General features: G+C 33.1%; 22 protein-coding genes. 8 read left to right on the top strand and 14 right to left on the bottom strand.

The window, feature by feature from the left end; all coding sequences use genetic code 11:
- Nucleotides 1–106: 106 nt before the first annotated feature.
- From E0W69_RS13740 to E0W69_RS13735, 3 genes are read right to left on the bottom strand one after another with little or no spacing between them, the layout of a single operon-like run.
- Nucleotides 107–625 carry a LytR/AlgR family response regulator transcription factor gene (locus E0W69_RS13740; RefSeq protein WP_131330616.1) on the bottom strand — a complete coding sequence of 173 codons (519 nt, stop codon included), beginning with the start codon at nt 623–625 and terminating at the stop codon, nt 107–109.
- Nucleotides 626–674: 49 nt separating this feature from the next.
- Nucleotides 675–800, bottom strand: a complete 126-nt coding sequence (locus tag E0W69_RS20715) for a hypothetical protein (protein ID WP_255478201.1) — start codon at nt 798–800, stop codon at nt 675–677.
- Entirely contained in the window at nt 793–1275 is a 483-nt protein-coding gene (locus E0W69_RS13735; protein ID WP_131330615.1) for a histidine kinase, read from the bottom strand. Before E0W69_RS13735 ends, E0W69_RS20715 begins: the two co-directional genes overlap by 8 nt.
- A 128-nt stretch (nt 1276–1403) precedes the next feature.
- On the opposite strand from E0W69_RS13735, the gene E0W69_RS13730 reads away from it, so the two are divergent.
- Both E0W69_RS13730 and E0W69_RS13725 read left to right on the top strand, forming a co-directional pair.
- Nucleotides 1404–2105 carry an SOS response-associated peptidase gene (locus E0W69_RS13730; RefSeq protein ID WP_131330614.1) on the top strand — a complete coding sequence of 234 codons (702 nt, stop codon included), beginning with the start codon at nt 1404–1406 and terminating at the stop codon, nt 2103–2105.
- 80 nt (nt 2106–2185) lie between these two features.
- Nucleotides 2186–3283 carry a tetratricopeptide repeat protein gene (locus E0W69_RS13725; protein ID WP_131330613.1) on the top strand — a complete coding sequence of 366 codons (1098 nt, stop codon included), beginning with the start codon at nt 2186–2188 and terminating at the stop codon, nt 3281–3283.
- Between the two features lie 30 nt (nt 3284–3313).
- On the opposite strand, the gene E0W69_RS13720 is transcribed toward E0W69_RS13725, so the two are convergent.
- From E0W69_RS13720 to E0W69_RS13710, 3 genes are all read right to left on the bottom strand, one after another.
- On the bottom strand, nt 3314–4573 hold the full coding sequence (locus E0W69_RS13720; protein ID WP_131330612.1) for a Y-family DNA polymerase: 1260 nt from the start codon (nt 4571–4573) through the stop codon (nt 3314–3316).
- On the bottom strand, nt 4570–4962 hold the full coding sequence (locus E0W69_RS13715) for a LexA family protein (RefSeq protein ID WP_131331971.1): 393 nt from the start codon (nt 4960–4962) through the stop codon (nt 4570–4572). Before E0W69_RS13715 ends, E0W69_RS13720 begins: the two co-directional genes overlap by 4 nt.
- Before the next feature lie 213 nt (nt 4963–5175).
- Complete coding sequence (locus E0W69_RS13710; RefSeq protein ID WP_131330611.1) at nt 5176–6057, bottom strand: IS982 family transposase; 882 nt, start codon at nt 6055–6057, stop codon at nt 5176–5178.
- A 142-nt stretch (nt 6058–6199) separates the two neighbouring features.
- On the opposite strand from E0W69_RS13710, the gene E0W69_RS13705 reads away from it, so the two are divergent.
- The 3 genes from E0W69_RS13705 (at nt 6200) to E0W69_RS13695 (ending at nt 8577) form a co-directional block, all read left to right on the top strand.
- A complete protein-coding gene (locus E0W69_RS13705) occupies nt 6200–7069 on the top strand; it encodes a helix-turn-helix domain-containing protein (RefSeq protein WP_131330610.1) in 870 nt (289 codons plus the stop codon).
- A gap of 77 nt (nt 7070–7146) precedes the next feature.
- Nucleotides 7147–7941, top strand: a complete 795-nt coding sequence (locus E0W69_RS13700; protein ID WP_131330609.1) for an inositol monophosphatase family protein — start codon at nt 7147–7149, stop codon at nt 7939–7941.
- Between the two features lie 9 nt (nt 7942–7950).
- The gene (locus E0W69_RS13695; protein ID WP_131330608.1) at nt 7951–8577 is read left to right on the top strand and encodes an NAD(P)-dependent oxidoreductase; all 627 of its coding nucleotides are present in this window, start codon (nt 7951–7953) and stop codon (nt 8575–8577) included.
- Between the two features lie 55 nt (nt 8578–8632).
- On the opposite strand, the gene E0W69_RS13690 is transcribed toward E0W69_RS13695, so the two are convergent.
- From E0W69_RS13690 to E0W69_RS13655, 8 genes are all read right to left on the bottom strand, one after another.
- Nucleotides 8633–8986 (bottom strand): Arm DNA-binding domain-containing protein, encoded by a 354-nt coding sequence (locus E0W69_RS13690; RefSeq protein ID WP_131330607.1) that lies wholly within the window; start codon nt 8984–8986, stop codon nt 8633–8635.
- Between the two features lie 831 nt (nt 8987–9817).
- Nucleotides 9818–10645, bottom strand: a complete 828-nt coding sequence (locus E0W69_RS13685) for an RteC domain-containing protein (protein ID WP_131330606.1) — start codon at nt 10643–10645, stop codon at nt 9818–9820.
- An 88-nt stretch (nt 10646–10733) separates the two neighbouring features.
- Nucleotides 10734–11168 carry a SidA/IucD/PvdA family monooxygenase gene (locus E0W69_RS13680; protein ID WP_225321500.1) on the bottom strand — a complete coding sequence of 145 codons (435 nt, stop codon included), beginning with the start codon at nt 11166–11168 and terminating at the stop codon, nt 10734–10736.
- Nucleotides 11158–11982 carry a relaxase/mobilization nuclease domain-containing protein gene (locus tag E0W69_RS13675; protein ID WP_191967846.1) on the bottom strand — a complete coding sequence of 275 codons (825 nt, stop codon included), beginning with the start codon at nt 11980–11982 and terminating at the stop codon, nt 11158–11160. The genes E0W69_RS13680 and E0W69_RS13675 overlap by 11 nt, the downstream gene beginning before the upstream one ends.
- Complete coding sequence (locus E0W69_RS13670; protein ID WP_131330603.1) at nt 11967–12362, bottom strand: plasmid mobilization protein; 396 nt, start codon at nt 12360–12362, stop codon at nt 11967–11969. Before E0W69_RS13670 ends, E0W69_RS13675 begins: the two co-directional genes overlap by 16 nt.
- Before the next feature lie 292 nt (nt 12363–12654).
- Nucleotides 12655–13620: a CHC2 zinc finger domain-containing protein gene (locus tag E0W69_RS13665; RefSeq protein ID WP_191967845.1), complete on the bottom strand. Its 966-nt coding sequence runs from the start codon at nt 13618–13620 to the stop codon at nt 12655–12657.
- Between the two features lie 47 nt (nt 13621–13667).
- On the bottom strand, nt 13668–13883 hold the full coding sequence (locus E0W69_RS13660) for a hypothetical protein (protein WP_131329401.1): 216 nt from the start codon (nt 13881–13883) through the stop codon (nt 13668–13670).
- Nucleotides 13884–13887: 4 nt separating this feature from the next.
- A complete protein-coding gene (locus E0W69_RS13655) occupies nt 13888–14202 on the bottom strand; it encodes a helix-turn-helix domain-containing protein (protein WP_131329400.1) in 315 nt (104 codons plus the stop codon).
- 392 nt (nt 14203–14594) lie between these two features.
- Between E0W69_RS13655 and E0W69_RS13650 the strand changes: the two genes are divergently transcribed.
- Genes E0W69_RS13650 through E0W69_RS13640 form a run of 3 tightly spaced genes read left to right on the top strand, consistent with a single transcriptional unit; the run spans nt 14595 to nt 19838 of the window.
- Nucleotides 14595–16154, top strand: a complete 1560-nt coding sequence (locus tag E0W69_RS13650; RefSeq protein ID WP_131330601.1) for a type I restriction-modification system subunit M — start codon at nt 14595–14597, stop codon at nt 16152–16154.
- Entirely contained in the window at nt 16144–17391 is a 1248-nt protein-coding gene (locus tag E0W69_RS13645; RefSeq protein WP_131330600.1) for a restriction endonuclease subunit S, read from the top strand. The genes E0W69_RS13650 and E0W69_RS13645 overlap by 11 nt, the downstream gene beginning before the upstream one ends.
- Before the next feature lie 29 nt (nt 17392–17420).
- On the top strand, nt 17421–19838 hold the full coding sequence (locus E0W69_RS13640; protein ID WP_131330599.1) for an AAA family ATPase: 2418 nt from the start codon (nt 17421–17423) through the stop codon (nt 19836–19838).
- The last annotated feature ends 2 nt before the right edge of the window (nt 19839–19840 follow it).

Here is a 19840-nt window from a genome sequence, read left to right as displayed (position 1 = left end):
AATTATACTTAAGATATGAATTGGCATCAAATTTTAGTAGGAATTGACAAGTAGGATATAATAAAAACTTTAATAATTGGAGATGTATCAGTTTGTGCAGGAGGCATCACTTCTTTTTCCGTAGTTTATCTTTTAGAGCAGTTTTGAATGTTTTCCCAATAGGAATCTCCATATTTTTTATCCCAATAGAATTTGTATTTACGTATTCAATATCCTTTATAGAAACGATAAAGGATTTATGTGTCTGTATAAAATCATCAGCAGGTAATTGCGACAGGATTTGTTGCATGGTTATATGTCCAAACAATTGTCTGTCTTCCAATATTAAAGTAACATAGTTTTCTGCGGCTTTAAGTACTCTAATCTCTGAAAAATAGATCTTCTCTATTTTTTGACCGGATTTTACAAACAAATAATTAGTATTTTGATCATGTGTTAGGTCTATATAGTCTCTAGCTTTTTCTACAGACTTGATGAATCTTTCTTGACTAATAGGTTTTATTAAATAGTCTAATACATTTAGTTCAAAACTTTGGAAAGCATATTGTGAATAAGCTGTGGTAAGTATGACCAACGGTCGTTCCAAATGTTCCAACAAAAAATCTATACCGGTTTTACGTGGCATTTCAATATCCAAAAAAAAGATCCACTTTCTGGCCTGCTAATATATTTTTTCAATCATCAATATTTTCACCTACGCCGACCAATTGCAAAAAAAATAAATCCTCGACATAACGCGTTAACCCTCTTCTCGCAAAGGGCTCATTATCTATGACAACACAAGTTAGGCGTTCAGGCATATTTCAATTTTAAAATTACTTTGAAATCAACATCACTCGCATGAATAATCAGACTATGTTTGTTCGGATAGATTAATTCTAGTCTTCTTCTAAGATTTTCCAAACCAATTCCTTGCTGAAACTTATTTAATTCCAATAGCGAATCTTTCGAATTTTCAATGTAAAATTCTATCCAATTTCCATTTTTTCCCAATTCCATATTTAAATATAATTTACCACCCGAATACTTAAATGCATTTTCAATTAAAGGTAAAAACCATAATATGTAAATCTTTTGATCCTTTAATTCAATATCATACGTTACTTTCAGATCCAAATTTTCCGAAAGTCGAAGCTTTTGCAATTGTATATAACTATTTATACATTGAATCTCTTGTTCAATTGGGACCATTTCATCAGGGTTATATAGTTGATATCTCAATAAATCAGAGAATATTTCCACTATCATTGTAGCGCCTGCAATATCTTCATCCATTTGAAAATAAATTGTATTGAGCGCATTAAACAAAAAGAGTGGGTGGTATTATGTCGGATTTTATTTTTGAATTTTTTAGATATTGGATAAAACTACAATTGTTAACTTGTGACGAAATAGGATAGTTTATGTGTTACCATGTTTCAACCGCTCCAAAGGAAAAGCTAGAGAAATTTGCAATAAATAAATCTTTAGTAATTCAAACGGCTATTGAAAGTTTTTATCATGTTTCTGGATTTGCTCGACCATTTTTGCCAACAATATTAAATAGTGATTCTAAATTGATTCAGCCATCAAGATGGAAGCTGTTACCTTTTTGGGTTAAAACCGAAGACGATGCTAAAAAGTACGCAAATACCTTAAATGCGGAAAGTGAATCTATTTTTGAGAAAAAAAGTTACGCTCCTTACATCTTAAAAAATCGAGGACTTTTATTGGTTGACGGATTTTATGAGCCTCATAGTATAAAGGGGCAGAAAGAAACTGAGAATTACTATCTGACTTTTCCAGAGCACAATATATTTTCCTTGGGTATTGTATATGCACCATGGACGGATCAAGAAACAGGAGAAATAATGTATACATTTTCCATTATTACAACTCCTGCAAATGATTTATTGACGAAAATTCATAACGTAAAAAAAAGAATGCCCTTAATTATTCCAGAAAATAAGTGGAACGAATGGTTAATTGCTGATACGAAACAAGATATTGAAAATTTAATGCAACCGTTGGAAGATGGGATTTTGGAGGCTAAACATGTTGTTAGAGTTACAGGAATGCGTGGAGAGGATACTAATACTAGAGAGATACAAAATAAGATTAAATAGAATTTAGAATTTTTAGATTATAATTTAGAATTGAAATTAAAATGCAACAATTTATATTTGCGTTATCCAAAATTCGCTAAATGACAAAAATTATAAGTACGCGGCTAATTGCAATTTTTTTATCTTTTTTTCTATCAAAGTATATATACTCACAAACCACCCAAGATTGGCAAATTTTAATAGCAAATAAACAGTACGATAGTGCTATTTCTATAATTAAAGAGCAAATAAAAACAAAACCTACTGACGAGTTATATTATAGCCTTGCTCAGGCGTATTTTGTTAAGAATGATATACAAAAATGTATTCAATCTTTAGATCAATCTATTGCTTTAAGCAATAAAAATGAGAATAGTTATTTACTTCGAGCATATTGTTACTTCTCTATGCAACAATATATCAAGAGCATCAATGATTATAGTGCTGCGATTAAGTTAAATAGTTCGCCCAAAGATGCCTTAATAAATAGAGGTAGACTTTACTTAATTATGAAAAATTACAATGGTGCACTTATTGATGCAAACAGAGCAATTGCTATAGATAGCTTAGATATGGAATCATATTCATTTAGAGCCCATGTTTTTGGGCAGATGGAAAAATTTGATGATGCTTTAGCTGATTGTAATAGATGCATTTCTAATAAAACACAAAGTGCTGAAGTCTATGGTTTGAAAGCCACTATAGAATTTTATCAAAAGAATTTGTATGAATCTTTAGCGGATTTTAATACCGCAACTAAGATGGCCCCTAATGAATTTTCTTATTGGCATGGAAAATCAGGAGTTAATTATATTTTGCAAAACTATAATCAAGCACTTGATGATATTAATAAATCGATTGGAATTGCACCGTTGACAAATGATATATATTGCGAAAGAGCTAAGATCTACTTTAGGTTGAAACTATATGATCTTTCAATAAATGATCTAAAAAAAGCGTTGAGTTTTAATCAAAGAAGCGATACTGCAACTTATTTTTTAGGAAGAGTTTATTTTGATTTAAAACAAAATGATAAGGCTTTATTTTATTTTAGCAAATCAATAGAGATTAATCATACGAATTCGGAAGTATATCAATTTAGATCGCTTTTATATAAAAGAATGGGAAAAAATGATCTTGCGCTATTGGATAACAAAAAAGAAAGGATGTTAAATCCCAAGCGAGAAGTATATAATTAATACTTGTTACTAATTAAAAAAATAAACAGCCTAAATTTTTATAGTTAATATATCATCCAATTCTGTTGTATAGCATGGTGAAATATGATTTATCAACATGTGTGCTTTATGCAAAAATCCATGAGCAGCAATCCGTGTGACTTTATAGCCATATCGCTTGTTTATTTCATCCATAACATGCATTGCAGTATTGGATTTATCATTTTCTGCAACAGAAAACAATGATCCTTGTAATACATTCTCAGGGCATAAATCAAATGCCATTACTCCGCATTTTTTGTAATTAAATCCTGGTTTGAATATCTTTTGTAAACCTACTTTAGCCACTCTGATCAGTGTAGTTGTATTGTTGGATGCTTTTAGTAAGGGAACTTTAAAACTATTGTAATATTGTTTGTCTTGGGTTCTAAATCTATTAGTATGTACAAATACAGAAATGGAGCTAGTGCATTGTTTTTGTCTACGTAGTTTCATAGCTAGGGTATCTATATGTTTGAATACGGCATTTTCAACATCCTCATATTTAGTTAAACTACGAGGGATAGATCTTGATACGACCATGTTTTTTTTATCGGGCGTCTCTAATTCCATTTCAATACATGAAATGCCATTTAGCTCCTTCCAAAGACGATGTCCTACCACCGTCATTTTTTGTAAAACATATTTTTCTGGTAATTGCGCAAATTGCCAAGCGTTGGTAATATTCAATTTTAGTAATGCATTTTCATATTGCCTTCCAATGCCCCAAACATCGCCAATCTCAGTCCATTTCAAAACTGTTTGCGTATCTTCTTTACATAAATACACACCCTCTTTAGTTTCCTTCTTTGCATATTTGTTTGCAGCTTTTGCAAGGGCTTTTGTTGGAGCTATACCAACGCAAACAGGAATACCCACTTCTTTTAATATTGCTTTTCTAATTTCAATTCCCAACTGGAAAAGATCGGTTATATAATGCTCTATACTACTAAAATCTAAGAATGATTCGTCTATTGAATAATCCTCGACAGTAGGAACGTAACGCCTAAGTATAGAATGTACACGATTACTTAAACTTCCATATAAAGTATAATTAGAACTAAATACTTTTACTTCTTTTCCAAATGGTAACTCTAATAATTGATAATAAGGTAGTCCCATTTTAATACCCAATGCTTTTGCTTCATTGCTACGAGATATGACACAACCGTCATTGTTTGACAATACCACAACTGGGACACCATTGAGATCTGGACGAAATACACGTTCACAACTCACGTAAAAGTTATTACAATCAATTAGTCCAATCATATAAATTGATTTACAGCCGATGTAACAACTCCCCAAATTATTGCATCATCTTTGCCACTGATTAAAACGGAAGGAAACGCATTATTTTCAGGTTGTAAATACCATTTTCCAGAAATCCTTACTAATCTTTTAATGGTAAATTCTCCAGAAATGCAAGCCACCACAATAGAACCATTTTTAGCAGTTAAGGAACGATCAACAATCAATATTGCTCCGCTATTTATTCCTGCACCGATCATACTTTCTCCATCAGCACGAACTAGAAATGTAGATAATGGATTTTTAATCAATTCCTTAGGTAAATCGATATCCTCTTTTGCATAATCAGCTGCGGGAGATGGGAAGCCTGCAGGAACTCGGTTTATAAAAAATGGCAAAACAATAGCCATTGATTCTTGATATTTTGAAATAATCATCATTTGTAAATACTAAAATATTTAGCAAATATGAAGAATTAATTACTAATTTTTGTTAGTTTTTATTTATCAGAATGGATTTTAATACCCAATTTTCGATAATTTAATTTTGGTTGGCAGATTTGTTTTGTTGAGAATATCAAATAATTTAATAGATTTACTGAATCTAATTAACCCGTTGTGCATTTAGGCAATGTTAATTTTTAGGTTGTTTATGTTTCGTTGAAAAACCGTTTTCTTAAGGAATTGAATGATAGTAGTAGCCGTTATTTTGTTGAGGATTCTAGTTTTAAACCCATTGAATGATTTTGAAAAGTTTCTTTGTATCATAAACTGAGCGCATAGTTGAGAGAAAAAAGTCTCTATTCTTTTTCTAGTCTTTCTGATGATATGTGGCGGAGGATTATAGTTATGTTGATTTGCCCTCATAGGGACTTCCAACTGGATGTTTACGGTTCTAAAAAGGTCCAGTTGTTGGGGGGGCGCAATGTATCCCTTGTCTCCAATGATAGTGCAGTCGCGCATTTCAGCCTGTACATCCTTTAAAAAATGGACATCGTGAACGGCGCCGCAGGTCATGTCAAAGTGCTGGACTGTACCGCTGGCTGAAATAACCGTATGTATTTTGTATCTGTAAAACCAGCGATTCTGTGAAGCGCAGAATCCTTTGGATGGTGCGGTTTCTAAATACTCCCTACAGACCGTAGAGCGACTAGCTCTGGACATTTTGCAGATGTCCAACGGTATGCTGTCTACAATGAAAAACTGTTCAGTTTCATTCAGTATATTGGCAATGTGCTGGCGCACTTGTTCCGTCAATAAAAACAACATCTTTCTTCTCCTGTTAAATACAGACCTGTCTATTTTATATTCCAAATTTGTACCTTTTAGCATCCTAAATAATTGATTTTCAGAATCTATGCTCATGAACTCCGAAGTAAGTCCTAGTGCAATACATTCCATGTTCGATAACTTAGGACGGCGAATCTGCAGATAAGGTGTGTAGATTATGGGAAATTCGGCTAATGTTTTAAGAATTATTTCGTAGTTTTGAATAAGATGGTTCATAATATTTAATAGACTGGTAATCAATTAAATATACAACTTATTGTTGAAATATGAGCCATCTTTTTTTATTATTTTCCTAAATGCACAACGGGTTCAAAAAAGTATTTTCACTATATTTATGTCACGTTATATCGGTTAAAAGATGAATAGCAACAAGAAGGAAATTAAAGAGTATGGACTATCGGATAGTGGAACTAATGGTATTTTAATTAAACCACTCGATAGCATGAGTGAATCCACCCATGATACCTCAGTTCCTCACCGTGACGACCATTATCAATTACTTTTTGCATTTGAAGGTCAATATAAATTTAGGATCGATTTCGAAGAGATAGAGGTCAAGGCTCCTTTTTTCCTATGGACAGAGCCGGGGCAGATACATCAATTGGTTAAGAGCGTTAGGTCTAAGGGCTGGATGCTGGGCATTGAAAATTTATTCTTGGAAGATGAATTTAAAAAGCTTCTTGATAGCAGTCATCATCACATCTTTCCTGTCAAAGAAGAGCAACTTAACTTTCAGCAATCAATAGATATAATTTTAGAACGTGCTTTTCTTTTTCAAACAGGGAAACAAAGTGTTTATATCCATAGGGCAATATTCCATTTGGTTAACACGGTGCTTTGTTTGCTTATTCAGGAAGCCGGTAACTCCACCAACAGCGGTGGCAGAGCTTCGAAAGAAAAAAGAGCATACATTATCGAACAGGAATTCAGGGCACTGCTGAAACGCAATTATAAAGCTTGGAAAAGTCCCTCCCAATATGCTGGACATTTATCCCTGACCACTGCTCATCTTAATGACAGCATTAAAGAAGTGACAGGAAAATCGGTCACAGCACATCTTCAGGAGCAATGTATAATGGAAGCTAAACGATTGCTCTATTTCACAGACCTGGAAGTAAGGGAAATCGCTTTTACCCTCGGCTTTGAAGATCCTGTTTATTTTGGAAGATTATTTCGTAAGCTGACTGGAATGACGCCATTGGGTTTCCGCAATAAATTCCGTGATTAGTACTATCATACCCCTTCGTAGTTCTAGCACCTTTCCTCCATTTGTGGCTAGTTTTGCATCAATAAAAACATCCAATAATGCAGATAGCAACAAGTGCAGATATCGCCATTGAGGCGGTCAAAAATGTAGGAAGATATTTTCTAGGTGAATTTAGAAAAGCACCTGTTCCCACAACTCCAAATGATTTGATGAAAACATTGACCATTATCGAAGAGATCTGTCTGTCTATGCTAAAGAAAGACATAGACACCGAGTATGGGAATATTCCTTGGGCAAGTGACGATGAATTCGATAATAATTCGCAGCTAGCTCCGGCACCTTATGAATGTTATTGGCTCTGCGATACCATGGATGGTGCTATCCAGTACCTACAGCATATTCCAGGGTGGACAATCAATCTGGTTTTGATTGAGAAAGGCGAACCTGCTTTTTCAATTATCTATGATCCGTTAACTGATGAATGTTTTCATGCGGAAAAATATCAGGGAGCCTACCTTAATGGCAGACCGATTGTTGTATCGGAAAAAAAATCTGCTGAGAATATGATAGCTATTCTTGAATATGGCCATCAATTGAAATCTTCGAACAAGTGGGAAAAAGATTTATCATCGGCACTTATCCGGCTTACCGAGAGGTTCGGAGTAGTTCGAAATTACGGACCGCATGGCCTACAATTAGCTTATATTGGTGCAGGACGTATTGACCTTTTCGCTCAGTGTGATTTGGATACACATAACTGGCTTGCAGGTATACTGATTGCAAAAGAAGCGGGTGCCACTATACTTGCTTCTGATGGGAAAGCCTGGAAATGGGGAGATGAAAGCATCATAGTGGGTACGTCGGAAGCGGTAGCCATCAATTTTCAAAAATAAAATTATATCATGCATATTACAATAATCGGAGCCTCTAACGGGGTTGGATATCAATCTGTTTTACAAGCCCTTAAAAAAGGATATAGGGTAACAGCGTTGTCATCACGGCTCGATACATTGCCTGACGATGAGAACCTTATCAAAATAACGGGAAGCGCGACAAATCCAGACGATGTTGAAAGAGCTATATTAAATACAGATGCTGTATTGATTACCATAGGTACAAAACAAAAGAAAAATTCAACCCTTTTCTCAGATATGGCCAAAGCAGTTGTCAAAGCTGCCGAGCGAGTGAATTATATCAGCCCAGTCATTTTCATTTCAGGATTTGGTGTCGGTGAAGGGTATCGCTATGCAAGTATATTTATAAAGTTGGTCATCAGCCTCTTTTTGAAAGATCAGTACAGGGACAAAAAACTCATGGAGGATATTTTCGAACAGAGTTATCTACAATGGGTAATGTTGCAACCTGGCATATTGAGTGATGCACCGTTAACATCTAACTACAAGGTCTATTCGTCTTTCGAAAAGAGGATGAAGGTTGGAAAGATATCCAGAATGGACGTGGCTGATTTTATGCTAAAAGAAGCTTCAGCCCCTCGATACCTCAAAAAAAGAGTTATTGTAACTTACTGATTTACTTCCCCCTGTAAGGCTAATTAACGAGTTTTAAGCTTGTAAGAGGTCTAGATCATTTTTTCTCAGTTAAGGAATCGATTAATTTATCTCCAAACCTAATTAATTTTTGAAAAGGCACTATATATTTCATGGCTCTATTATTGGATAGTTTTTCATGAATAGAAAGATAATGAAAGAAGTCGGATGTTTTTATTGCTTCTAAATGATTATTTAGAGTTTGTGCTTCTGCTGATTTTCCATTAGCCTTTTGAAGCTTGGCATTCCAAAGAATAGCATTAATTTTTCGATTTGTTGAAATTTCAATGCGATCACCGTTGATAGTGATTCTGGCATAAATTAATGAAAGCCCATCTACATTTCTAGATTTTGCTTGCCAAAATCTAATGGAAAAAGGATTTAAGTTCATGATTAAACATTAAAAAGTTAAAAAATGAAATAATCATAACTTTCAAAGTAACAACTCGGTAATTTGTTAAATATCAAATGTTTAGATCTAATTCGGTTAGCAATTTTATTAAAAATTTGTGCTAACCGAATTGCAACCTTTTTATTTGAATTTATTTGAACTAAATCGGATTAGAAATAAAACAAAAAACCGTGATAATCATTGATTTACCACGGTTTTAAACTAGTTTGATCTCCTATCTAGCGGTGAGGCAGGGATTCGAACTATATTAATTAATCGTTGAATTTCAATGAAGTAGAACTGTATTATTTTTTAACTAACCGAATTGCTACCTAGAAAATATGGTATTATAATTAAAGCTACAGAATTAATATAATATAACCCGTTGTGCATTTAGGAAAGAAAACAGTTTAATTAGGAGATTGCTTCGTCATTCTTCCTCGCAAAGACGCTTAAATTTGAAAATATTGGCGATAAGTCGCGTCATTGCGAACGTAGTGAAGCAATCTTTTCCCAAATTCAATGAAAAAAATCTCTAAATGCACAACGGGTTCTAATTAATAATGAAGTATACGATCCTTTTGCATTTTTATGCAAAGGGATTTTACTTTGATTTTTTAGACCTTGATGAAATTCCTAAATAAACAGCTAGTGCTACGCAAATGATAGAGGATAGAATCATAAAAAAATTGAAGGGTTTGTAATTTATGGAATTTAATCATTTTTCGGTAAGTTTCCAAATTCACGCATAGAGATTGTCAAAAAACGATAATTTCTTACGTAAAAGAGATTTTTTAAGATGTTGCGGATAAATGTATAATTTAATAAGACTTAAGATCCTAAATCAGACTGTTCTAGGCCGCGAATTAAGTCTTTTCGTAATTTATCTATAAACATGCTTTGATTTTTTCTTGAATATAAATCTTGCTTATTTCGGTAAATATTTACTTGTTGAGTATTGAAAACTTGTGCTAATGCATCTGCGATTGTTTTTACGTCTACATTTCCCTGGTTTATAGCGCCAGAGTATTTCAGTGCATAAGCCATCTCGGTTAACGACATACCTGTATCTGTCCAATTAAGATTGGTTCCTATATTTTGAGCTTGATTGTTTTGAGACGATATGCAATTTTGTTGTTTTTGCAGCCAAAAGGATAGCTTTTTATAAGCTTGTAGTTGAGCTATTTTATAGGAATGTGCTGTAACAAATTGTTTATCTATGATCTGCATAAATTCTTCATCAAATGGAATTTCTAATTGAGCCTTAATTTTTGTATAGTATATAGCATCGAGATAGTTGTCGTTACGAGCCATATAACTATATAATTCTGCATTGCGAAGTAAAAAACGGTTAATTTCTTTTTCTTCCCGATTTTTTGCTTTTTTTCCATAAATAGATTTAGAGAGTGAAAATTTCCATGCTCGATAATGAAAAATATAGGCACTGTTAAATTTTGGAGCTAAATACTTATGAAAATGTATCTCTTCTTCTTGATTTACAAAATGATAGGCATATATGTAAAGTTTTAGTTCTTGTAAGGCTTTGTTACAAAATAGTAATGATGCTTTATGTAAATCTATAGATCCCAATTCTTTTTGTTTCAAATGTGTTAATTCTTTTTTCAAGGATTCCCATAGTTCTGTTACGAATTTTTCCATGATCTTTAGTTTTAGTTAAAAATGGAAGATTGTTTTCAAAATAGGCCTAGGTATTTTCCTTTCATTCATTGTAATTTCATGTCACAATTTATGAGACAAACTGATGGAAAACTGGTAAATTAGTTATATCATAATATTTTTTATTTAGGATGCTATTGATGATGCAGGCATTTCTGTAAGGACCCAAGCTTAAATCTGCTGCATTAAAGCCATGCGTGTTTATTTCTGCATTTTGAATATAGATTTTTCCAAATTTTTTTTCATAAATATTGTAATCCTCTCCACAGATTGGAAATGCCTGCTCATTTATTTTCATAGATTTTTCTATGGAAGAAAGTAAGTTTGATGGACTTTTAGTAACGTAACCCGTTGCGAGAATTACAACATCAGCATCCAGTTGAATGTATCGTTGCGTTCTTTGTTGAAAAAGCTTCACCGTATAATTACCATTATTTCGATGTTCTATAGATATAGCCTCTGTTGCAGTATGTATTTCAAAAGGTGGACGTTCATTATTTCTTATGGAGGATTTTTTTGCTTTTATTTGCCAAGAAAATAGATTCCATATTTTTTAGAGTCGGTTTGGTATATATAGAGCTTGCTTTAATGGGAACACCAATGTGATTACCTTTCTTATCCAATACGTGATAGGTCAAACCACTTTTTTCAAACATCTTAGTTCCTTTTTCTCCTCTGTAGGCTTCCACGTTAAATCCTTTTAATACCGCATTCATTTCTGCTAACGAAGTGAATTTATAGTCTCTAATAATCGCCCTTACTACGTTGGAAATTGCAGACTTGGTTTCGCTTTTGCCATAAATAACTTTCTCTAAGATGGGTTTTAACGATTCTACTTCACCTTGTTTTTTTGAGGTGGCATTGACCAATCCATATTCCTTTTCCAAAGTGCGGCAGGCTTTCATGCTTTTATCTCTTCCTAAATTATACATCGGTATCTGTGCGCCGTCGGATCTAATGTTGGTAGTTACTACATGGACATGTTTATGTGCGGCATCGTAATGTTCATATATCAAATAAGGCTGCTCATTAAATCCAATTTGTTTCAGGTATTTTTCCGTAATAGAAAGTAAATCACTTTTATTTAAAGCATCTTTCTTGTCAAAATTGATACTGATATGCACACAATTGCTTTTAGCCCGATCGTTCAACTCAGTCCTATTGGAGAATACAAATAGCTTATCTTGAAAGGAAAGTTGTTCCAATGATAACAGAAAACCGTCTGCATGCAACAAGGCTGCTTTTGCTTCTGAAACTTTAATTTCATTATAGCTCAATGCTCCATTCATATTTTTACCTACCATTATTTTTGCAACCATTGTCTGGCAAATTGTTGTATTTGTTTTTGTATAACACCAGTCTTCTCTATCAATCTTTTTTGGTTTTCCAATGCCAACGGAAACCATATTTTACCTTCGGGAGAATCTTTAAAAGTGTTGATATTTTTTACCACTTGATTGAAATTGCTACCGATGGCAGACAGTTCTCTTTTAAGTGTATTCAACTCTTGAATAAATGCATCAGTGGAAGCGTTGCGTACTTTTAAAATGACTGGTTGACCCAGAATTAATTTCCGGGCATAGGTACTTATTTTGCGTTCTGTACTGGATGCAATGGCATCTCTAACTTGATTCATTTCAGATATAGTTAAGCGAACATGAAGCCACAGATTTCTATTTTCTTGCTTGTGTGATTCCATATAAATGCATTTATGATTCAATGAATGAAATACGATTCCAAAAGAAAAAAGACGAGTTCCGAAGTCTTTTTTAATGCCTTTGCTCCAATGGACAAAGGCCTTGCAAGTCCAATTGTGAAACAATTGAACAACTTGCTATATCCACGCGGATATTCAAGGCTTCCAATACAGCTTTTTTCAGATGAAAAAATGAGCTGATTAAATGGGTAACATAAAGCACCCTAAAAATTTATTTTAAAAACTTCTTGAACTATGATTTTTGAGAAATTTATTGGCGGAGGAAAAGAAAGGGTCATCGTCGTAAACCATAAGATATCTTAGGATCTTCCTGCTCTTTGTGTTGTAAATTTTGAGCCACCAAGTAAGTATTTAAATCTTTAAAACCTTCGTATAAATGGCTATAATCTCTTATCTTTTCACTCCAAGAAAGTGCTTGCTCGGTTGCCTTTTTACCCGCCATATCACCGTCCAAATACAGATCTATTTGACCAAAGGATAAAATCAAATCTTGTGATTTATTCAGAAAAGAAAGCGAGTTTAGCACTAGAATACTGTCTGGTTTTTCAACAAAATGTTTGTCTTTTTCGAGTAGTTCTAGAAAAGAAAGCATACTAAAAAAGCCCTCAAAAACAGCCAAACTCTGCTGCGAAAAATCATTTTCACTTTCACTTAATGAAAGAATCGTTGGCGCTTTTGGCATAGAACTTCCCTTGAAATATTTGTTTCGCAGCTCATAACCGCCGCCATTGTTTGCAAATCCTAAGGCTGTATAGTATCGTCCATTCAATGAATAATCTACTTCTTTCAAATACTTTTCGGCAAGGGAAATAGAGATACTTCTACTTTGAATATATTGTATCAGATAATATTTTTGGATGGAACGCTCCGAAATAATATGGATATGTCTATCCGCATTTTCGAAATTACCTAGTTCGATATTCTGTTTATTTTTTACCTCCAAAGTAGAAGGATTTAATCCCTGAAATTCTTGCAATTTTATCAAAGATTCTTTGAAATTACATCGATGAAATGCCTTGATAAAATCTATCAAGTCTCCGCCTTGTCCTGTGCCATGGTCATACCAAATTTGCCTCTTTCGATCGACTTTGAAGGATGCCGTATGCTCTTCATGTAAGGGCGATTTAAACCAATAGTCGTGATGATTTTGCTTGGAATATTGGAATCCTAAAGAAAAAATATAATCCACTAAATCTATTTGTTCCTTGGCTGCTTTGAAATTGAATTGCTCGTGTTGCATAACTATATTGTTTTGTAGATGAGATTGTTTGGTGAGGATAAATCGTTTCATTTCGGAACAAAAAGCCAGTCAAATGCTGCTTTCTTCCAATCTCTTATGGGAGTGCCACTTCTGGCTTTCCATTTGTTTCTTTCCATGAAATTCCAAAACTGGGAAGCATTCAATTGCGGAACTCCTTTTTGTAAAAAGTAGACTAACACCAACTCTTTTTTTGGCGGAATCAGGCATCCAAATCCTTGATGCTTTTGAATAATATTTTTCATGACGCTAGTTTTTTAGAGGATTTTTTTTGAAATGTTCCATCATCTTTTCTAAATCTGTACGATAGTAAAAGATAGCACCTCCAATACGGGTGAAAGGAATTGTTCCCTTATCACGCATCGCCTGTAAGGTTGGTCCACTAATACCCAACAATTCTCTGACCTCATAACTTTTCAACCACAACTTCGAAGGTGTGCCAGTTATTTCTATGGAAAGTTGTCGAATGGCGTGTAGTAACTCTATCTTGAAATCTTCCAAATCTCCTCTGGTCAAAAGCTCATCACGACGGAGTATTAATAATTTTCGGTTGTATTCTTCCATGATTTTCCATTTTCTTCAAGAGCAAAACTCAGACAAGCAGAGAAGAAAAATCACAAGGTGATGACATGTGGGTACCGTTAAAATTTGTTAAAGTACAAGGACTATTTTATGTAAGAAACCCAAAATCGGAGATACAAAAGTTCAATGAACAAAAGGAGGATAATACAATACTTTAGAAGATCTGCAACATAAAATAAAAGCTAGAGTGAAAGCCAATAAATAAGTTATACAAATGAAAAAACTCTAGAGTATTTTAAATTACGGCTTTCCGTAATGCCTTTGTTTAAATATTAAATATCTTGCCTTGCTTTTAATTTTTAATTGGATAATGGTGATTTTTGTTGAGATTTTATATTTCTTCTTGTAAATTGGCATCCAGAATAATTTAAAATATGGCCAAGGCATCATCCTCTAAATCCACTGAAGAAATTCTCTGGGACTCTGCAAATAAACTACGTGGTTCAGTGGAACCATCCGAATATAAACATGTTGTTCTTAGCTTGATATTCCTCAAGTTTGCGAACGACAAATTCCTAAAACGTAGAGACGAATTAACGAAAGAAGGCAAAGAGGCGTTCTTGGAAATCCCCGAATTCTACCAAGCAGAAAATGTATTTTATCTGCCGGAAGAATCTCGTTGGACATTTATCATCGAAAATGCAAAGCAAGAAGATATTACCTTAAAGGTAGATTCCGCGCTCAAAACGATCGAACGTACCAATAAATCATTGGAAGGCGCTTTGCCAGACAATTATTTTTCACGATTAGGATTGGATCAATCTAAGTTTTCTGCCTTGTTGGATACAGTGAATAATATTGATACGCTGAAAGATGAGTCTCAGGATATTGTTGGTAGAGTGTACGAATATTTTTTGTCCAAGTTTGCGATTGCAGAAGGGAAAGGTAAAGGTGAATTCTACACACCAAAATCCATTGTTAACCTAATTGCGGAGATGATAGAACCTTACAAAGGTAAAATCTATGATCCGTCTTGCGGTTCGGGTGGTATGTTTGTGCAATCGTTGAAGTTTATAGAGAACCATAAAGGAAACAAAAAAGACATTTCTATTTACGGACAAGAACTCACGAATACCACTTTTAAATTGGCAAAAATGAACTTGGCGATTCGAGGGATTTCTTCCAATTTGGGAATGAAAGCCGCAGATACTTTTGGCGACGATCAGCACAAAGATTTGAAAGCCGATTACATTATGGCGAATCCGCCATTTAATTTAAAAGATTGGCGCGCCGAAAATGAATTAACGGATGATCCACGTTGGGCAGGTTACAAAGTGCCGCCAAAATCCAATGCCAATTACGCTTGGATTCTCAATATGATTTCTAAATTATCGCAAAACGGTGTGGCAGGATTTATCTTGGCAAACGGCGCTCTCAGTGGCAGTGGTGACGAATACGAAATCCGTAAGCAGATTCTGGAAAATGATTTGGTGGAAGCCATTGTTATTTTGCCGAGAGCGATGTTTTATTCCACTGATATTTCGGTGACGCTTTGGATTTTGAACAGAAATAAAAAGGCACACAATGTACAAGTAATTGATGGCGAAAAACATTACCGTGATCGCCAACACGAAGTTTTGTTTATGGATTTGCGACAAAAAGGCGAACCGTTTGAAAAGAAATACATTCAGTTTTCTAAAGAAGACATCCAAACTATTACTACAACGTATCATAATTGGCAACAAGAGGCTTGGAAAGAAAATTATGAAAACATTCCAGAGTTTTGTTATGCTGCTAGTTTAGAAGAGATCCGTAAGAAAGATTACTCTTTAGTACCGAGCAAATATATTGAGTTTGTGAATCGAGATGAATCTTTAGACTATGCCGATCAAATGCGAACTTTACAAACAGATTTGCAAAGCTTATTTGAACAAGAAGCCGAACTAAAACAACAAGTTCAAAACGTATTTAAAGAGTTGGGCTATGAGTTATAAATTATTGGGTGAATTTATACGTAAAGTAGATAATAAAAATAAAGATTTGAAAATACTCAATTTACAAGGATTGAGTATGTCAAAAGAATTTAGAAAGTCAACTTCTAATATTGTTGGAACGGATTTGTCAAATTATAAAATTGTAAAGCAAGGTCAGTTTTGTTGCGATTTTATGTCCGTTATACGAGTGCATAAATTTCCAGTTGTACTTAATAGTTTGGGTGAAGATGTTATTATATCGCCTGCTTACGTTGTTTTTGAAATTAAAGATGAGAAACTCCTTCTTCCAGAGTATTTAATGCTTTGGTTTAGAAGAAGTGAATTTGATCGTTATGCAGATTTCAGATGTGATAGTTCTATTCGAGGTGGTTTTCAGTGGGAAGAATTGTGCGAAGTGGAACTTCCTGTTCCCAGCATCGAAGAACAGCAAAAAATAGTTGATCAATACCAATGGGTGGCTAACAAAATAAAAGTCAACGAGCAAATTTGCGAAAAACTAGAAGCCACTGCTCAAGCTTTGTACAAACATTGGTTTGTAGATTTTGAGTTTCCAAACGAAGAGGGAAAACCTTACAAATCTTCTGGCGGAAAAATGATTTTTAACGAAGAGTTGCAAAAAAAAATTCCTAATGGTTGGGAGGTAAAAAGTTTGGGTGAAATTTGTTCAAAAATAGGGAGTGGTTCAACTCCTTCAGGAGGAAAAGAGAGTTATTGTAAAGATGGTATTTCATTAATACGGAGTATGAATGTACATGACTTAGAATTCGTTTTTGATGATTTAGCATTTATAAATGATGGACAAGCTAGAAAATTAGCGAATGTTTCTGTTGAAAAATATGATTTGTTAATTAATATTACTGGAGTTTCTGTAGCTCGGTGTACAATTGTTCCAACAGAAGTAATTCCAGCTAGAGTGAATCAACACGTAATGCTAATCCGTCCTTTTTCTGAACAATTTGCAAATTATTATTTGCTTATGAATTTGACAAGTGTTGAAAGTAAAAACATCTTGCTGGGGGTTAGTCAATCTGGCTCTACGAGAGAGGCAATAACAAAATCTGATATTGAAAAATTTAAAATATTAATGCCAATACAATCTAGTCTAAAATCATTTCAAAAGAATATTGAAAAATCTTTTGAAATGATAAATAATGCGAGAACACAAAACCAAAAACTCACACATCTGCAAAGTTTGTTGTTATCGAGATTGGCGAGGATGGAGGCAGTTGAGAACTAATAAAAACTATTTGAAAACTACTAATAATCATGATTAAAAAAATAAATATAAATAATCTAGGTTTATATCAAAATTTCCAATGGGATGTTACTGTTAGAGATAAAGGAAACAATCCAGCTTATTTTAAAAAAGAAAATATAATCTATGGGAGGAATTATTCAGGCAAGACTACATTATCAAGAATAATCAGAGCCTTAGAGACTAAAGAGATTTCTCCCAAATATATTAATCCTGAATTTCAAATAGTTTTAGATAATAATACAATTGACCAAAATAATTTTCGGACAAACAAATTAAATGTGAGATGTTTTAATGAAGATTTTATTAAGGAAAATCTAAGATTTATTATAGATCCTGATTCTGAAATAAAACCATTCGCTATTTTAGGAGAAAATGCTGAAATTGAAGCTCAAATTGAGGCTATTAAAGGAGAATTGGGAGAAAAGAAAGAGGATTTAAAAACATTAAAATATAAAGATTTAGACGATTTAATAACTTTAGTTATAACTAAAGAAAATGAATACTCAGATCTTAAACGCAATTTAGAGTCTCAGCTAACTACTAAAGCAACAGGTGGAACAAATAGCATAAAGCAACAGCATGCAAAATTTGGGGATATTAGCTATAATATTACAAAGCTAAATCGTGATATTGGAATTGTCTTAAAAGGATCTTTTGTTCCAATCGATTCTTCTAAAGAAGCTTTAAATCTTCAACAAATAAAAGAAGTACAAAAAACGAATGTTACGAAAGAAATTAAATTTATAAATGTTTATACTCAAGTTTTAGCGAAAATTACAGATTTATTAAATCAATCATTATTAGATGGGAACAAAATTGCTGAATTATTAGCAAATAGTTCTCTAAACGAATGGGTAAAAAAGGGTTATGAACTTCATACAGAAAACAGAAATTGTGATTGTAAGTTTTGTGGTAATCCTATTAAAACATCTCGTTGGGAACAATTAGACGATCATTTTGATGATGAGACCAAAAAACTTGGGGATTCTCTTTTGTCTTATAAAAGACAACTTGAAACAGAAATAGCTAATGTAGAGTCATACAGGTTACCAAGTTCAGATTTTTTTTATATTAGCTTTCATGAAGAATTGGCGGCATGTTCTTTAAATTTCAATGTACATATTACTAATTATAAAACTGATTTAGAGTTTTTAGTGTCTAAAATTAATGAACGTTTATCAGCAATTCACACTCCTGTTACAGTTGAAGATTCAATCTCCTTTTCAGAAGAAAGTTTAACTGATGTGATTACAAGCTACAATGAACTTAGAGATAAAAATAATGCTTATTCAAATGAATTAATTGATAAAATTAAGGAAGCAAAAGAAGAATTGAGACTTTTAGAAGTTAAACGATTTGTAGATACAATTCAATACTCTGCTCTTCAAACAAATATTACTGCTAAGGAATCCGATTATAACACAAAAAAACAAGAAAGAGATGATTTAGTTGTATTTATCAAACAAAAGGAAAAAGAAATTGAAGACTTATCTCGTCAATTGAATAACGAAGAAGAGGGGGCAAGGAGAGTTAATGAGTATTTGCGAAATTATTTTGGACATCAAAATTTAGAATTACAAGCTATTGAAGAAGAAATTGATTCCTACAAAAAAATCAGATTTAATATTGTTAGAAATAGGAATCTTGCATATCATCTTAGTGAAGGGGAGTGTAGTATTATTTCATTTTGCTACTTTATGGCTAAGTTAGATGATATTCATACTGCAGGACAAAAACCCATTATTTTTATTGATGATCCTATTTCCAGTCTGGATTCGAATCATATTTTCTATATATACAGTTTAATAAATTCTGAGCTATTTATAAAAGAAAGGTTTCAACAGATTTTTCTTTCAACACATAATTTAGATTTTTTAAAATATCTAAAAAGATTGAAATTCTCGAAAAATCAATATGAGTATTTTATAATTAATAGATATAGCGATTATAGTGAATTAGCTCTAATGCCAAATTATTTAAAGAATTATGTTACTGAATTTAATTTCTTATTTGAACAAATTTACAAATGCGCTAAAGCTGAAATAATAAATGATGATAACCATTCTCTATTCTATAATTTCGGAAATAATGCTAGAAAATTTTTAGAAGCATTATTATTTTATAAATATCCATCAAAAATTGATAATCAAACTCAAAATGCTAATTCAAAGAGACTGTTAAAATATTTTGGAAACGATCAGCAAGCGGCAACATTAACAGACCGTGTAAATAATGAATTATCACATTTAGAAGAAATTTTTGACCGCGGAATGAGTCCAATTGATATACCTGAATTAAAAAGAGTTGCTCAATTTATCCTTGATAAAATAAAGGACAAAGATGAAGAACAATACAATGCTTTACTACAAAGTATTGGTAAAGAAGAACCTGTAATTCAAAATTCAGTTGTATCAAGTTTAAATTAATC

Origin of the sequence: Rhizosphaericola mali (genome assembly GCF_004337365.2) — a bacterium.
Classification (GTDB): domain Bacteria; phylum Bacteroidota; class Bacteroidia; order Chitinophagales; family Chitinophagaceae; genus Rhizosphaericola; species Rhizosphaericola mali.
This window is presented reverse-complemented; position numbering and strand designations above follow the sequence as displayed.

Excerpts from the sequence above, each read along its gene's own strand:
- E0W69_RS13740 (WP_131330616.1), bottom strand. The coding sequence starts at position 625 with ATGCCACGTAAAACCGGTATAGATTTTTTGTTGGAACATTTGGAACGA.
- E0W69_RS20715 (WP_255478201.1), bottom strand. The coding sequence starts at position 800 with ATGCCTGAACGCCTAACTTGTGTTGTCATAGATAATGAGCCCTTTGCG.
- E0W69_RS13735 (WP_131330615.1), bottom strand. The coding sequence starts at position 1,275 with ATGGATGAAGATATTGCAGGCGCTACAATGATAGTGGAAATATTCTCT.
- E0W69_RS13730 (WP_131330614.1), top strand. The coding sequence starts at position 1,404 with ATGTGTTACCATGTTTCAACCGCTCCAAAGGAAAAGCTAGAGAAATTT.
- E0W69_RS13725 (WP_131330613.1), top strand. The coding sequence starts at position 2,186 with ATGACAAAAATTATAAGTACGCGGCTAATTGCAATTTTTTTATCTTTT.
- E0W69_RS13720 (WP_131330612.1), bottom strand. The coding sequence starts at position 4,573 with ATGATTGGACTAATTGATTGTAATAACTTTTACGTGAGTTGTGAACGT.
- E0W69_RS13715 (WP_131331971.1), bottom strand. The coding sequence starts at position 4,962 with ATGGCTATTGTTTTGCCATTTTTTATAAACCGAGTTCCTGCAGGCTTC.
- E0W69_RS13710 (WP_131330611.1), bottom strand. The coding sequence starts at position 6,057 with ATGAACCATCTTATTCAAAACTACGAAATAATTCTTAAAACATTAGCC.
- E0W69_RS13705 (WP_131330610.1), top strand. The coding sequence starts at position 6,200 with ATGAATAGCAACAAGAAGGAAATTAAAGAGTATGGACTATCGGATAGT.
- E0W69_RS13700 (WP_131330609.1), top strand. The coding sequence starts at position 7,147 with ATGCAGATAGCAACAAGTGCAGATATCGCCATTGAGGCGGTCAAAAAT.
- E0W69_RS13695 (WP_131330608.1), top strand. The coding sequence starts at position 7,951 with ATGCATATTACAATAATCGGAGCCTCTAACGGGGTTGGATATCAATCT.
- E0W69_RS13690 (WP_131330607.1), bottom strand. The coding sequence starts at position 8,986 with ATGAACTTAAATCCTTTTTCCATTAGATTTTGGCAAGCAAAATCTAGA.
- E0W69_RS13685 (WP_131330606.1), bottom strand. The coding sequence starts at position 10,645 with ATGGAAAAATTCGTAACAGAACTATGGGAATCCTTGAAAAAAGAATTA.
- E0W69_RS13675 (WP_191967846.1), bottom strand. The coding sequence starts at position 11,982 with ATGGTTGCAAAAATAATGGTAGGTAAAAATATGAATGGAGCATTGAGC.
- E0W69_RS13670 (WP_131330603.1), bottom strand. The coding sequence starts at position 12,362 with ATGGAATCACACAAGCAAGAAAATAGAAATCTGTGGCTTCATGTTCGC.
- E0W69_RS13665 (WP_191967845.1), bottom strand. The coding sequence starts at position 13,620 with ATGCAACACGAGCAATTCAATTTCAAAGCAGCCAAGGAACAAATAGAT.
- E0W69_RS13660 (WP_131329401.1), bottom strand. The coding sequence starts at position 13,883 with ATGAAAAATATTATTCAAAAGCATCAAGGATTTGGATGCCTGATTCCG.
- E0W69_RS13655 (WP_131329400.1), bottom strand. The coding sequence starts at position 14,202 with ATGGAAGAATACAACCGAAAATTATTAATACTCCGTCGTGATGAGCTT.
- E0W69_RS13650 (WP_131330601.1), top strand. The coding sequence starts at position 14,595 with ATGGCCAAGGCATCATCCTCTAAATCCACTGAAGAAATTCTCTGGGAC.
- E0W69_RS13645 (WP_131330600.1), top strand. The coding sequence starts at position 16,144 with ATGAGTTATAAATTATTGGGTGAATTTATACGTAAAGTAGATAATAAA.
- E0W69_RS13640 (WP_131330599.1), top strand. The coding sequence starts at position 17,421 with ATGATTAAAAAAATAAATATAAATAATCTAGGTTTATATCAAAATTTC.